We start from the raw sequence: 13,311 nt of genomic DNA, 5'->3' as shown, positions 1-13,311 counted from the left end.
TTTTTGCCCGTGGCCGATTATCGGCCTGATGCCGATGCCAGCAAGGCCCCCATCTCCATCGCCAGCATGGGCGGTTCATAGTTGAAGATCGGCGCTTCGGCCCCCAATCGAACCAAGGCGGCGTGGGCCTCGATCATGCGTGATTGCTGTGCCGGATTGGCATGACGCAACCCGTCGGCCAACACCGCCCGCGCCAATTCAAACGCCGCCTGAACCCGCGCCTTGCTGGGCCGCGCGCCCATCACTGTCGCCAGCGCGCCGCGCAGCGCCATGTCGGGGTCCCCTTCCCGCGCCAACCTTTGCATCAGCGCGTGAACGGGCGCCAAATCTTCTTCGACAAATTCCAGCGCCACACCGGGGGACCCTTGCGCCGCTGCAATGGCGGCCGCGCGCGTGGCCGGATCGGTGTGCGGGGCGGCGCGGCTTAAAACCAGATCGACCTGTCCCGCCGCCAATGGAGCAAAGCGCAAGATCCGGCACCGCGAACGGATGGTGGGCAAAAGCCGACCGATGCGATGCGCGACCAGCAGGAAATAGGTCCCCGCCGGCGGCTCCTCCAGCGATTTCAACAGCGCATTGACCGCGTTCTTTTCCAGATCGTCCGCCGTATCCAGAATAACCACGCGGCGGTTTCCCAACGTGGGGCGCGTCGTCAACCGATGTTGCATCCGGCGTATTTCGTCGATCGGGATGGACCGCTTGCGATTATACGGTTCGCCCGCATCGCGTTTCTTTTCATCCTCCTTGGTCGCCGGGGGATAATCCGGGATCAGGATGTCAGGATGCGCTTCGACCGGAGGCTGGGCCACGCCGGGTTCGGCCACCAGTTCCGCCGCCGCGATCCGGGCAAAGCTCCCCTTGCCCACACCCTGCGGCCCGGCCAATATCCACGCATGGTGCATACGCGCACTGCCCAGCGCGGCATGCCATTCTCGCCACGGCGCCTCATGGCCCAGCAATTGCGTCATAGAAGCGGAGAGAGTGCCGACATCACGGCATCATGCACCACATAAACGTCCTGTGCGCCATCAATATGAACAAATCTTTCCGGCTCGGCTTCGGCGAAACGTTCAAAGGCTTCACTGACACGAGCATGATATTCCGCTTCGCGCCCGCCGATCCGGTCGGATCCATCCACGTCGCGGCGCGCCAGTCGCTTGGCCGAAACCTCGACCGGCACTTCGAACAGGAATGTAACATCGGGCAAAAGCCCTTCGCTGCCGATCCGGTGCAGGGTCAGAACGTCCTCGTCCGACAATCCGCTGCCGCCACCCTGATAGGCGCGGCTGGAATCGATAAAGCGGTCACAGATAACCCACGCCCCGCGCGACAAGGCCGGACGGATCAGACGTTCGACATGATCGGCCCGCGCCGCGGCAAAGAGCAAAGCCTCCGCCCGCGCGCCCCAACCTTCGCCATCGGTGCCCAACAGTAACGAACGGATCGCTTCGGCCCCCACCGTGCCCCCCGGTTCGCGTGTCAGAACAACCTCATGCCCGGCCCCGCGCAAGGCTTCGGCCAACATCTTGCTCTGGGTTGACTTGCCAACCCCTTCGCCCCCCTCGAACGCGATAAAGCGTCCGGTCCCAATCTGTTGCCCCATCAGGAAATCAACCTCGACAGCCCTAATTTCACCCGATCCATGACCCCGCCTTTTTCGACCGAATGTCCCGCCGTCAATGGCAAACGCACCGGCGCCGCCCCGCCCAGCCTTACTTCGAGTTCGGCCACAGGCGTACCCTTTTCAATCGGGGCGACCAAGGGGCCGTTATAGACAACGCGTAAATTGGCGGGCGCGCTGGCCCCAGTCGGCATCGTGGCGAAAAAGTCGCGCGGCGCGACCAGATCGACCTCGCCCACTTTCCCGCCCTGAACCCGCGCCTGCGCCAAAGTGGTTCCGGCATTCACCAAAGGCTTATCCTCCCACGCGGCAAAGCCCCATTCAAGCAAGGCTCTGGCCGCGCTGGTCCGTTCCTTGGGCGTCGGCACCCCGGCCAGAACCATCAGCAAGCGGCGCCCATTGCGCTGGGCCGAGCCCAGAAAGTTGTAATGCGCTTCGCCGGTATAACCGGTCTTGATCCCATCGGCCCCCGGCACCACGCCCAGCGTCGGGTCATGGTTGGGCTGGGCGATGCCATTCCACGTCATGCCCGGTTGACCAACGTATCGATGGTAAAAATCGGGATGCCGGGTCAGCATCGCACTGGCCAGTTTCACCAGATCATTGGCCGAAACATAGGTGTTGCCATTGTCCATCCAGCCGTTGGGCGTGCCGAAATGGCTGTGCGTCATGCCAAGCTGGCGGGCGGTGGCGTTCATTTTCTCGACCCAACCGGCGACGCTGCCCGCCGCGCCTTCGGCCAGAACGATCGCGCCATCATTGGCCGACACATTCATTATGCCCATCAACAGATCGCGCACGGTGGGCTTGCTGCCCTCGGACAGGAACATCCGGCTGCCTTTGGAGTGCCATTCCTTCCATGCCTCGCGGCTGACGGTCATGGTCTGATCTTCGCGCAATTCGCCCTTGGCCAACATCTCAAAGGCGACATAGGCAGTCATCGTTTTCGTGACCGACGCGGGCAGGAACGGCGTATCGGCATTGCGCGAATAAAGCGTGCGCCCCGACCCCAAATCATAGAGCAACGCAACCGGCGCAACGCCTACCTCGGCCGGGGGCAACGGATCATCGGCGCGCACGGGCAACGCCACATTGGCCGTGCTGGACGTCGGAGCAGGCAGAGGCGGGGCCAGCGGAACCACCACCTGACCCGAATTCACCCCTCCATGTGCGGCCAGCGCCACCAGACCTGCGACCGATACCGTGGCGCCAGCAAACAGCAGCTTCTTCATTGGCGAAATTTTCAAACTCATTCCCGCAATTTGTCTGGCCCGTATGCTTTTACGATCCGGGCCACCAAACGCGGGAAACGACCTTAATCCCCGCGCTGGATTCGCGCTTGGGTATAACCAGCCGCCTTGGCTTTAGCCAGAGCGGCTTCGGCGGCCGGGCGCGATGCATAAGCGGTTGAGCGTACGCGCCAGAGAGCGCCTCCGCCCACCACTTGCGCCCCTGCGGCATGGGCCAGAGTTTGTGCGCGAGCCTTTTCGGCAAAGGCGCCATATTGCACGACAAATCCGCCCGAAATTGCCGCCGCTGGCGCGCTGACGCGGGCTTCCAGAGCGATGGGGGCGGGTTTGGGTTTCGTCATGGGCAAAGGTTTTGCCACAGCAATTTTAGCCACAGGTTTGGGAGCCGGAGCCGGAGCCGCCATGGCCAATTCGGTTGGCGTGCGAACCGGGGCCACCGCCGTAAAGCGAGGAGGCGCATAGGGCGCGGCATAGCTGGCCCCGCTGACCGGGGGCATGCCCACCGGGCGCGCGGTTGGCGCAACCGGCATGGGCGCAATCGCGGCGACCTTTGGTGCAGGTTTGGCGACAGGGGCGACGGCGACCTTGGGCACCGGCTTTGCCGCCACCGGCGCGTCATCATCATCGTCGCGCGCCGCACCGACCAAAACGCTGCTGGCCAAAGAGGCGCCAGCATGATTGGCATTGGGGTCGGTTGCCAAACGACGCTGAAGCACAGCCAGCAAGGGTTTGGGCGTTACCATCCGTTCGGGCGCATTCATGCCCGATCGCAACAGGGCGCGCTCGGTTTCCAGCGGGTTGACCCGGCGCACGCGGACCGGCGCACGCCCATCGCTGCTCAAACCCAATTGGGCAATGGCGGCGGGGGAAAGTTCAATGGCATGGGTGCTGTCCATCGGACCGCGCCGCTCCACCCGGACCAAAATGGTGCGCCCGGAGGTCAGCGAAGTCACCTCGACATAAGACGGCATCGGCAAAGTGTGATGCGCGGCCGAAACGCCCACCGTAGGCCCACCAACCGAGGCATAACCCACCGCATCGTAATTCATGGCATTCGCCGGGCTGAAGACCGTGTCGCCAACCTTATAGGGTTCGCCCAGTACCACCGGATAATCGGCCGCCGGCCCCGTGGTTGCGCGCGGCATATCAGGCACCGCAGGCGCCGGAGGCAATTTTCCGCCACCGGATATAAATGGAATTTTCAAACCAGCCATCGCGGGCGATCCAGCCCCTAATGCGGCTCCGGATACAGCCAGCGCCAGACAGAGCTGCGCTACACGACGTTCAACGGGCAATCTCATTGGCCAGCAATCCCACACTCAACGCATAATAGTTCGAGCAGTTATAATCGAGGATAACCCGATAATTACCGGTTAAGAGAAATGCCGATTTTCCGGGTCCATCGGGCTCAAACAGCGTAGTAAGCTCAGAATCCCTGATATTCTCCTGCGCATTAACCCCTAATGCGCGCCATTCGGCCACGGTTTTCCATTGGCTCATCCGGGCGTGAACGCGTGGACAAACTGGCGAATCGAGTCGTGAGGTCACACCGTCGCGGTTAAATCCGTCCGCCACCGTGGCGGCCACGCCCCACGGTACGCCCGGCTTCCAACCCGCGTCACGGAAATAGGCGCCGATGGAAGATAGCGTATCAACCCGGCTGGACCAGATATCGGCAAAGCCATCGCCGTCACCGTCCTGTGCCATGCGCAGATAGACCGAGGGCAGGAATTGCGGGTTGCCGAAGGCCCCTGCCCAACTGCCTTTCAATTTCTCACGCGGGACGCCGCGATCCACCATTTTGAGCAAGGCGATGAATTCGGCGGCAAACAATTCCCGCCTACGCCCTTCATAGGCCAAGGTCGCCAAAGAACCGGCCAGATCAAACCCGCCCTTGGCCGCGCCATAATCCGTTTCCGCCCCCCAAATGGCCAGCAATACCGGCAACGGCACACCATAGCGCGCCTCAATCCGCCCTGCATCGCCAGCAACGCTGGCATAGACCGACCGCCCCCGCGCGATGCGAGAGGCGTCGACATGTTTGATGCGATAGGGGGTGAATGCGGGCGGCGTCGTGGTCGTGCTGGCGCCGGGTTGGCTGCGGTCAAGCTGGATAACGCGGGGGTTATAGGTCAGCCCCGTAGTCATGCTCTGGATCGTGGCTTCGCTGACCCCTTCCCCCCGTGCGCGGGCGGCCAGCAGTTGCAGATAGGCATCGAACCCTGCCGAATCAGCCTCTTGTTGCGCCTCCAGCCGGGAAATGGGCAAAACCGCAGCGCTCAGCCCCAAAGCGAGAGAAAACAGGGCGGTCATGCACCGGTGGCGGTTCAGGCGGATCGTCATTCCCGCTGTATGGCACAGCGCGCCGCGCAAAAAAACCCGCCGCCCCTTGCGTTTGGCCCACAAACATGGCTATGCGCCGCAAACAAGGACGGGCGGCCAAGTGGTTTGAGGCAGCGGCCTTTGAAGGCTGTCAGAGCCTGTCACAACGGTTGAATGAATGGAGAATGGTTACAGAGGGTTAGCGATAGGTCGGCTTAGGCGATAACATGGCCTGCAAGCCAGTCGTAAGCGGCAAACCTCTGAATCGGTATGGAAGAGTGTCCGAGTGGTTTAAGGAACTGGTCTTGAAAACCAGCGATGGGGAAACCTATCCGTGGGTTCGAATCCCACCTCTTCCGCCAACCGTCCAAGTGGGCCACCATGACGGTGGCCTTCTTCGTTTGAAGGGATGGCAGATTGAACCTTAGCGTTAGCAAGCTATAGGGTCGATCAACTGCCGCCTGCGTTCATCCCAAACCCCAGGATTGTGCCTTCCGGCAAAATCGCTTCGGCACAAGCTTTGCCGATTTTTTCCTTCAAGCCTTGTTTGCGGAACCTGCCGTAAATACGTTGCGGAACCGCGCATATTTTGCGCGATCCGAACAGCCCCCAAGGAATTTGACATGAGTACCCTGATCGAGAAGCTGTCCTGGCGCTACGCTACCAAAAAATACGACCCCACCAAAACCGTCCCGACCGACAGCATTGAGCGGATCATCGAGGCCGTTCGTCTGACCGCTACGTCCAGCGGCCTCCAGCCTTTTGAACTGCTGCTGGTGACGAACCCGGAGATTCGCGAAAAGATCCGCGCCGTGTCGTGGAACCAGGCGCAGATTACCGATTGTTCACATCTGCTGGTATTTGCCGCGTGGGACGACATCACGCCCGAGCGGGTCAACATGATGTTCGATCTGACCAATGAAGTGCGCGGCTTTGTCAACGAAGGCTGGGAAAATTACCGGCAGCAACTGTTGGGCATCGTCGGCGCAAGGGGCACCGAGGCCAATTATCAGGCAGCCGCACGCCAGGCCTATATCGGCCTGGGGTCCGCGCTGGTGGCGGCCGCTTTCGAGGAAGTTGACGCCACACCGATGGAAGGTTTTGACCCAGAGGCGGTCGACGAGATCCTTGGCCTCAAAGCGCGCCATCTGCGCAGCGTGATCCTGCTTCCGCTGGGCTATCGTCAGGCTGAAGGCGACTGGCTGGTCAACCTCAAGAAGGTGCGCCGCGATCGCGACGCATTTGTGACCGAAGTTCAATAGTCATGGTCGGCAATGGCGGCACACCTTAATTGCATTGCCGCCATTGCCATCTTGGACAATGCAGGCGTGATTGTCGCGCCCTTGGAAATGTCGTTTATACATCAACGCTGCTGCGTTCAAACCGTCGCAGGGCACTCGACTTTATCGGCCCAGTGCCCTGATCATCTGAGGCAATCATTGCAATTCTGTCAGATCGCCGGGAAGTCAACCTCCGTCCCGGCCACATTGTTGATCAGGTTGGTGAAGAAGTTTTCCGCCACCGTGGCCACAATTTCCACGATCTGCGCATCGGTAAAGCCAGCGGTGCGCACCGCGTCCAGATCTTCTTGTGACACTTTGCCCCGCGCCTCGGCCACACGGCGGGCAAAGCCGACAGCGGCGGCATCCTTGGCCTCTGTCGCCTTGCCCTGACGGGCCAAAGCGATCTCTTCATGGTTCAGCTTGGCAAAGGTGTGGCCGGTGAAGCTGTGCGCGGCGTTGCAATATTCGCAGCCGTTGACCGCCGCCACGGCCAACGCGATCCGCTCGCGGGTTTTGAGGTCAAGCGACTTACCCAGATGCTGGCTGAGCGCAGCATGGGCGCCCAGTACCGCGGGGCTGTTTGACAAGACCCGGAAGAAGTTGGGCACTTGACCAAGCTTGGCCGTTATCGCCTGCAAGACGGTTTGCGATCCTTCGGGGGCGGCATCGGGGTCAGGGGTGAGGATGCGGGGCATGGAATGTTCCTTTCAAATGGTGTGCGGTTTGCGCAGCGCGTTCAGGCGCCGGTGGGGCTTGCAAGGCTGGTGACGTCGGGCGGGACCGCCTCCATGCCCGGATTGGCGGCGGTCACTTCATCCCAAAGGCCCCGACCGATGCCGCTGGTCCCGCCAGTGATGAAGATGGTGTTGCCGGTGAGTTTCACGGGATTTGTCCTTTGTTCTTTGGAAGGAAAGATCAGGCCGCCACGTGAAAGCGTGGTGCAGCGGTCGTGGCGGAAAGCTGAGGGCCGAGCGCGTGGCGGGCCGCTTCAAAAGCGTGCCAGAGTTCGGCGTCGCGCAGTGCCGGGATGGTGCTGATCTCGCCCTGATCCAAACCGGCCAGAGCGGCATCGACCATATCGGCCGCATCCATCACGATCTCGGCAGGCAGATGCTCGACCGGCAACCCGCCCAGCGCCCAGAAATCGGTGCGGGTGGCGCCGGGCAGCACAGCCTGAGCACGGATACCCTTTTCGGCCAGTTCGTGGTTCAGCGAGGTGGTGAAAGCCTGAACAAAAGCCTTGGTGCCGCCATAGACGCCGTTGAGCAGTTCTGGCGCCACCGCCACGATGGAGGCAATATTGATCACAGTGCCACCACCGCGCGCCACCAGGCCCGGCACGGCGGCATAGGTCAGGCGCATCAGCGCCGTCACATTGAGCTGGACCATGGCGTCCATCTTCTCGACGTCGCTTTCCAGCAACGGGCTGTGCGTGCCGATGCCGGCGTTGTTGACCAGCGCGGTGATGCTGGCATCCTCGCGCAGAACTTTTTCCACGCGGGCCAGATCGGCCTTGTCGCCCAGATCGGCGGCGAGCACCTCGACCGCGCGGCCGGTCTTGTCTGAAATCTGTGCGGCCAGCGTTTGCAGCTTGTCCTTGTTGCGGGCGACGAGGATGAGATTGTAGCCACGGGCGGCAAGGCGGTCGGCGTAGATGGCGCCAATGCCGGTGGAGGCGCCGGTGATGAGGGCGGTGCCCTTGTGAGCGGATGTGGTGGTCATGGGTCAGATCCTTCGGTTTGGTAAGAGCGCCTTCGCTCTCGACACAGCCCTTATGGACGTGATCGCGCTTGTCTGATATGACGTAGAAATTACGTTTTTCAGACATTCCTCTTGGAAAGACCCTATGCCCCATATTTCCATGGTATTGACCCCCGGGTTCCAGTTCCTCGCGTTGGGGGTGCAGGCGGCATTCGAACTTGCCAATGTCTTGAAAGACGAAGACTATTACACACTCTCGATTGCGTCGGTAGAAGGAGGGCCGGTCACCTCGTCCAGCGGCTTTGCCGTGCCAACCACGCCGCTGGCCGAGGTCGGGCAGATCGACACATTGTTGTTGCTGGCAGGCCTTGTTCCGCCGCCACAACAAGAAGATGAAGTGCTGGAACGGCTGCGCGCCATGGCAAAGCAATCGCGGCGGGTAGCGGGCCTTTGCACCGGCGCCTTTCTGCTGGGACAGATGGGCTTGCTCGACGGGCGGCGCGCCACGACGCATTGGTCCTATGCGCGGAAGATGCGCGAGCGCTTTCCCGATGTGAAAGTGGAGGATGATCGCATCTTCATCAACGAGGGGCCTGTCTGGACCTCGGCGGGGCTGACGGCTGGGCTGGATCTGGCCGTGGCGCTGATCGAGAAGGACCTGGGACGCGATCTGGCCAGCGCCGTCGCCCGCCGTCTGGTCATGCATCATCGGCGGGCCGGTGGGCAATCGCAGCATTCCGAACTACTCGAACTGGCGCCCAGCAGTGACCGCATTCAAAAAGTGCTGATCTTTGCCAAGGCTCATCTTGCCAATCCGCTGACCGTGGAGGAACTGGCCGAAGTGGCGGCGCTCTCGCCGCGCCAGTTCGCCCGCGCCTTTCGCGCGGAAACCGGCCAGACCCCGGCAAAAGCGGTGGAGCAAATGCGGCTTGAGGCGGCCAGATTGATGATTGAGGAAACCCGCCACCCGATGGATCAGATCGCGCGCGAGGCCGGCTTTATCGACCTGCGCCGTATGCGCGAGGCTTTTATGCGCCAATATGGTCAGCCACCACAAACGCTGCGTCGACTGGCAAGGGCGGCTTGAGACTTTTTCACGGCGCCCCGCCAACCGCGGGGTAAAGCAACGACGTGCCGTTCCCAGTCCTTGATGTGTGTCCGGTTCACCCGGTTTTCTTTGCCATCGGCATTACGCCTTGCCTCAACAGTTCGACCAGGGCGGCTATCTCCACCGTCGCCACGGTGGAGAACGTGTCGGAAACCGCATAGGGCAACACGATCCGGTCACCGAACTTCATCGCACCGCAGGAATAGACAACATTCGGCACATAGCCTTCGCGAGCGGACCTTTCAGGTTGCACCAGCGGGACGCGAGAGCGACCTATCACGCGGCTGGGGTCATCCTTGTCCAGCAGCACCGCGCCGATCGAGTAATGGCGCACCGGCCCGACACCATGAGTGAAAAGCAACCAGCCCTCATCCAGTTCGATGGGGGAACCGCAATTGCCGATCTGAATGAATTCCCACGGGAATTGAGGGCGCATGATCGGCGTACCCAATTCCCATTCCAGCAAATTGTCGGAATAGATCAGATGCAGGCTTTCATTGTCATGGCGCGCGATCATCGCGTAACGCCCGCCGATCTTGCGCGGGAACAGCGCCATACCCTTGTTGTTGGCCGCAGGGCCGCGCAGCGCGACAAGCCGGAAGGAGAGAAAATCGCGGGTTTCGAGCAGTTCTGATCGAATCTCGCGCCCGCTATAGGCGGTGTAGGTGGCGTAATAGGTTGTGGCCCCGTCTTCCTCAAAGGCAACAAAGCGGGCGTCCTCGATGCCATGGATTTGTGCCTCGGTGATGGGAAAGATCACCCTTTCGGTCAAGTCGCTGTCCGGGGCAAAGCTCAGTTCGATCCGGTCGCCCACACGCGCCGTCACTTTGGGCAGGCTGGCAAAGCGCAGAGGCGGTTCGATGGCCAGCATCCCATCGGCGTTGATCGTACCGCATCGGAAGGTCAATGACGAGACATGCCCCTCGCCCACCGCCCGCAGCGAGAGGATAAAGCGCATGGCTCCGCTTTGCACGCCGCTTTGGTCGGGATGAGGCACAATGCTGGGGTTAAAGAGCGCGGCGGCCTCGAAACTGTATTCATGCAGGAAATATGCCCCGATCAGCTGGCGCTGGACCAACGAAAAAGAGGCGTGGGCGGCAAAGACATGCTCCATATCTTCGGCGCGTCGTTCGAACAGGCGCAGCATGAAGGCGTGGTCGTCGAAATTGGCAAGGGCCGCCACCAGAACGGCTTCGGCCTCCTCGGCGGTCAGGGAAAGCACCCTTTCGACGGCATGGTTGACTCGCGCTTTATCGGTGGGGTTAAACTCGCGCGGCTCGCTGGCAAGGCGGAATGGGCGCACCACCACGCGTGAGGGATCGGGCCGCAAATGCAGGGCATGGCGGTTGAAAAACGGGGCATTTTGCATAGTGTGCTATCCGGCGTGATGGAGGGTGGGCAGCGAAGCGTCCGGCAGGCGAATGGCCGCCGGCCAAGGCAGATCCCGTTCAAATTGCCACATGTCGGACAGTGACAGCAGATAGGCGAGCAAGGACTCAGCCCCCCTGTTTTCATTGGTACGATCCACGTGCAATCCATCGCGGCAACTGCCGCTGGCGATATCAACCAAAGGCAAATGCAGATCATTGGCGCCGGTAAACCATGCAAAGGCCTTGTGTGCCTCGACATGCCATGATGGCGTGGGGTCGATCAGAGAGGCCGCCAGACAGGCCGCAATCGTGGCGCAGGCTTCGACGGGTTGTTGATCAAAACAAAGCGGGGTTTCGCGCGAAATCAGCAAAAAGCCTTGCGACCCGACCGGGCGGAAATGACCTTCCGGCGCGGTCTGACGCGCCAATAACCAACGCAGGCTGCGCAAACCGGCGTCAACCAGATCGCGCGAACCGCATGCCTTGCCGGTCACGATCAGCGCTTCGCACAGGCGCGCGTTGTCATAGGTCAGCCGATCCTCGAACCATACCCAATCCTTGCTCTCGCAGGCGAGCAAAAGCGCGTGGAGTCGGCCGCCAAGAGCAAGCTGGATCCGGTGCGCCTCGCGGTCCTTGGGTCTTGCGGCGCAATAATAGGACAGACCCAGCAGCGCAAATGCCCATGCCCGCGGCGATGTGAAAGCCTGCACCGGGGCAAGGGCCTGTTCAAACAGGCCGCAGGCCCATTGCGCCAGCGGAGTATCCTGCCCCTTGGCCATGCAGGCGCCCAGCGCCCAGAGTGTCCGGCCATGGCTGTCCTCGGATCCGGCGTCCTCCAGCCATTGGCGGTCATAACCCATGAAGTTGCGGAAACGGCCCTTGTCCGGGTTCCATCCGTGCTGGATGAAGGCTGCAAAGCGTGGCTGCATGGTCTTGATGAAATCGGCGTGGCGATGGGCGTCGCCATGCCCACCCATGGCGCAGCACAGCAGCATGGCGCGGGCATTGTCATCGATGCAATAGCCGTGGCTTCGGTCGGGAATGCCGAAAACCGCATGTTGAAACAGGCCCGTGTCGTCACACATCGCGGCAAAATGATCGAGCGGCATCGCGGGCAATGCTGGAACCGGCTTTCGACAAGCCGCGCGAAAGGCTTCGCGATAGTGCAGCGCAGTGTTGCGCCATGTCATCGCCCGACTGGCCACATAGGCGCGGCGGCCCATGGCAAGGCGTGATCCTTCATCGGTCAGAAGATCGGCCACCACCGTGCCAAGCCCCGCCGTATCGCCAAAGGGCACCAGCGCCCCCGACCCATCGGTCAGCAATTCAAGCGCATGCCAATAAGGCGTTGAGACCACCGGCCGCCCCAATCCATGCGAATAGGCCAAAGTGCCCGACGTCATCTGGGTTTCAACCAGATAGGGCGTAACATAGACGTCGCACATCGCAATGTGTTGCAACAATTCGGGCCGGTCGACAAAGCGGTTGAGGAAGACCACATGCCCGTCAAGACGCAGATCATGGACCAGCGCGATCAGGTTTTCGCGATAGGCCTCTCCCGCTTCGCGCAGGAGCGTGGGATGGGTCGCGCCCATCACCACATAGACCGCATCGGGCGCCGCGGCCAGAACCACCGGCATGGCCTTGATCATCGTTTCTATGCCCTTGTTCGGACTGATCAGGCCAAAGGTCAGGATGATGCGGTGACCCGCAAAGCCAAGCTTTTCCTTGGCCTGTTGCGGGATGATCAACGGCATGTCGGGAATGCCGTGGGGGATGACAATGATTTTGCCCGGATCGGCGTCATAGAGGTCGATCAGGATTGAACGCCCTTTTTGCGCCATCACCACCACCCGCGCTGATGCGGCCAGTATGGCCATGGTGACCTTGCGCTGGGCATCGCTGGGCCGGTCCAGTACGGTATGCAGCGTGGTGACCAGCGGGATACGCAAGGCGGCAATCAGGCCAAGGATATAGTCCCCCGCTTCGCCCCCATAGATCCCGAATTCATGTTGGAGCGAAACGACATCAAAGCCCTGCTCATGGATGAAATCCGCCGCGGCCAGATAACCGCCAAAATCATCCTGTGCGATGGACCAGCGAACGTGGGGCGGAAAAGCATATTGTCCGCCCGGATCGCACATGGCGACGATGGCGGTTTGCGCCACATCATCAAGATGCCGCAGGGCCAGTTCAAGGTCGGTGGTAAAGGTCGCAATGCCGCAACGACGCGGCAGCGCATTGCCGATAAAGGCAATCTTTAACGGTCGTGTCTGAGAATCGTCTCAGAGCTTGCCTTTCGGCTTGCGCGTTGCGGCCAATACCGGCGAAATTTCCAACGGCACCAGCGCCGTGACGGACTTGTTTTTGGCGGTCTTGGGTTTGCGGATTTCGCGATTGCTGCGCTTTTGTGATTTGGCCATGTCAGTTGCTGCCTTTATGAGAGAGGGAGTGTCATTTTTTGTCCATCACCGGCACAGGCGTCCGATTGGGGACATAGGGGCGGTGGGGATAAGGGAAAGGCTGAAAATCCAGCCGCAATCGACACAAGGCCCGCAAACTTGCCCCTACATCAGGCCCATTCGGGGCCAAAGTATAGCGCATGATGGCAAGCTGTTCGTCTTTGAAGATCTGATTGAGGCACATGGCGTGTCCT

The 13,311-nt window shown here is 61.2% G+C and carries 13 protein-coding genes and 1 tRNA gene; 3 read left to right on the top strand and 11 right to left on the bottom strand.

Annotated elements, in window-relative coordinates; all coding sequences use genetic code 11:
• Positions 1–17: 17 nt before the first annotated feature.
• From ACZ9HU_RS18425 to ACZ9HU_RS18405, 5 genes are all read right to left on the bottom strand, one after another.
• The gene (locus ACZ9HU_RS18425; protein ID WP_476107120.1) at positions 18–968 is read right to left on the bottom strand and encodes an AAA family ATPase; all 951 of its coding nucleotides are present in this window, start codon (positions 966–968) and stop codon (positions 18–20) included.
• The gene (gene tmk / locus ACZ9HU_RS18420; protein WP_476107162.1) at positions 965–1,591 is read right to left on the bottom strand and encodes a dTMP kinase; all 627 of its coding nucleotides are present in this window, start codon (positions 1,589–1,591) and stop codon (positions 965–967) included. The genes ACZ9HU_RS18425 and tmk overlap by 4 nt, the downstream gene beginning before the upstream one ends.
• A gap of 11 nt (positions 1,592–1,602) precedes the next feature.
• Positions 1,603–2,853 (bottom strand): D-alanyl-D-alanine carboxypeptidase family protein, encoded by a 1,251-nt coding sequence (locus tag ACZ9HU_RS18415; RefSeq protein ID WP_476107118.1) that lies wholly within the window; start codon positions 2,851–2,853, stop codon positions 1,603–1,605.
• 83 nt (positions 2,854–2,936) lie between these two features.
• Complete coding sequence (locus ACZ9HU_RS18410) at positions 2,937–4,016, bottom strand: septal ring lytic transglycosylase RlpA family protein (RefSeq protein WP_476107117.1); 1,080 nt, start codon at positions 4,014–4,016, stop codon at positions 2,937–2,939.
• Positions 4,017–4,155: 139 nt separating this feature from the next.
• A complete protein-coding gene (locus tag ACZ9HU_RS18405; protein WP_476107116.1) occupies positions 4,156–5,214 on the bottom strand; it encodes a lytic murein transglycosylase in 1,059 nt (352 codons plus the stop codon).
• Between the two features lie 251 nt (positions 5,215–5,465).
• On the opposite strand from ACZ9HU_RS18405, the gene ACZ9HU_RS18400 reads away from it, so the two are divergent.
• Positions 5,466–5,555, top strand: a tRNA-Ser gene (locus tag ACZ9HU_RS18400).
• 261 nt (positions 5,556–5,816) lie between these two features.
• Positions 5,817–6,455, top strand: a complete 639-nt coding sequence (locus ACZ9HU_RS18395) for an NAD(P)H-dependent oxidoreductase (RefSeq protein WP_476107115.1) — start codon at positions 5,817–5,819, stop codon at positions 6,453–6,455.
• A 188-nt stretch (positions 6,456–6,643) separates the two neighbouring features.
• Here ACZ9HU_RS18395 and ACZ9HU_RS18390 read toward each other — a convergent pair whose 3' ends face one another.
• From ACZ9HU_RS18390 to ACZ9HU_RS18380, 3 genes are read right to left on the bottom strand one after another with little or no spacing between them, the layout of a single operon-like run.
• Positions 6,644–7,171: a carboxymuconolactone decarboxylase family protein gene (locus tag ACZ9HU_RS18390; RefSeq protein WP_476107114.1), complete on the bottom strand. Its 528-nt coding sequence runs from the start codon at positions 7,169–7,171 to the stop codon at positions 6,644–6,646.
• Positions 7,172–7,212: 41 nt separating this feature from the next.
• The gene (locus ACZ9HU_RS18385) at positions 7,213–7,359 is read right to left on the bottom strand and encodes a hypothetical protein (RefSeq protein WP_476107111.1); all 147 of its coding nucleotides are present in this window, start codon (positions 7,357–7,359) and stop codon (positions 7,213–7,215) included.
• Between the two features lie 32 nt (positions 7,360–7,391).
• The gene (locus ACZ9HU_RS18380; RefSeq protein WP_476107109.1) at positions 7,392–8,198 is read right to left on the bottom strand and encodes an SDR family NAD(P)-dependent oxidoreductase; all 807 of its coding nucleotides are present in this window, start codon (positions 8,196–8,198) and stop codon (positions 7,392–7,394) included.
• A 139-nt stretch (positions 8,199–8,337) separates the two neighbouring features.
• On the opposite strand from ACZ9HU_RS18380, the gene ACZ9HU_RS18375 reads away from it, so the two are divergent.
• Positions 8,338–9,264 (top strand): GlxA family transcriptional regulator, encoded by a 927-nt coding sequence (locus tag ACZ9HU_RS18375; RefSeq protein WP_476107108.1) that lies wholly within the window; start codon positions 8,338–8,340, stop codon positions 9,262–9,264.
• A 76-nt stretch (positions 9,265–9,340) separates the two neighbouring features.
• Here ACZ9HU_RS18375 and ACZ9HU_RS18370 read toward each other — a convergent pair whose 3' ends face one another.
• From ACZ9HU_RS18370 to ACZ9HU_RS18360, 3 genes are all read right to left on the bottom strand, one after another.
• On the bottom strand, positions 9,341–10,654 hold the full coding sequence (locus ACZ9HU_RS18370; protein ID WP_476107106.1) for a glycoside hydrolase family 130 protein: 1,314 nt from the start codon (positions 10,652–10,654) through the stop codon (positions 9,341–9,343).
• A gap of 6 nt (positions 10,655–10,660) precedes the next feature.
• Positions 10,661–12,823, bottom strand: coding sequence for a glycosyltransferase family 4 protein (locus ACZ9HU_RS18365; RefSeq protein ID WP_476107105.1), 2,163 nt, complete (start codon positions 12,821–12,823; stop codon positions 10,661–10,663).
• Positions 12,824–12,940: 117 nt separating this feature from the next.
• Complete coding sequence (locus tag ACZ9HU_RS18360) at positions 12,941–13,078, bottom strand: hypothetical protein (RefSeq protein WP_476107103.1); 138 nt, start codon at positions 13,076–13,078, stop codon at positions 12,941–12,943.
• Positions 13,079–13,311 lie beyond the last annotated feature (233 nt).

The organism is Novosphingobium sp. Sphag1I (genome assembly GCF_056279125.1).
Note: the sequence above shows the minus strand (reverse complement) of the source record. Positions and strands in the feature narration are given on the sequence as shown.

What these genes read in the sequence shown, in the direction of transcription:
- ACZ9HU_RS18425 (WP_476107120.1), bottom strand. Translation starts at nt 968, where the DNA reads ATGACGCAATTGCTGGGCCATGAGGCGCCGTGGCGAGAATGGCATGCC.
- ACZ9HU_RS18415 (WP_476107118.1), bottom strand. Translation starts at nt 2,853, where the DNA reads ATGAAGAAGCTGCTGTTTGCTGGCGCCACGGTATCGGTCGCAGGTCTG.
- ACZ9HU_RS18410 (WP_476107117.1), bottom strand. Translation starts at nt 4,016, where the DNA reads ATGCCGCGCGCAACCACGGGGCCGGCGGCCGATTATCCGGTGGTACTG.
- ACZ9HU_RS18405 (WP_476107116.1), bottom strand. Translation starts at nt 5,214, where the DNA reads ATGACGATCCGCCTGAACCGCCACCGGTGCATGACCGCCCTGTTTTCT.
- ACZ9HU_RS18395 (WP_476107115.1), top strand. Translation starts at nt 5,817, where the DNA reads ATGAGTACCCTGATCGAGAAGCTGTCCTGGCGCTACGCTACCAAAAAA.
- ACZ9HU_RS18390 (WP_476107114.1), bottom strand. Translation starts at nt 7,171, where the DNA reads ATGCCCCGCATCCTCACCCCTGACCCCGATGCCGCCCCCGAAGGATCG.
- ACZ9HU_RS18380 (WP_476107109.1), bottom strand. Translation starts at nt 8,198, where the DNA reads ATGACCACCACATCCGCTCACAAGGGCACCGCCCTCATCACCGGCGCC.
- ACZ9HU_RS18375 (WP_476107108.1), top strand. Translation starts at nt 8,338, where the DNA reads ATGGTATTGACCCCCGGGTTCCAGTTCCTCGCGTTGGGGGTGCAGGCG.
- ACZ9HU_RS18370 (WP_476107106.1), bottom strand. Translation starts at nt 10,654, where the DNA reads ATGCAAAATGCCCCGTTTTTCAACCGCCATGCCCTGCATTTGCGGCCC.
- ACZ9HU_RS18360 (WP_476107103.1), bottom strand. Translation starts at nt 13,078, where the DNA reads ATGGCCAAATCACAAAAGCGCAGCAATCGCGAAATCCGCAAACCCAAG.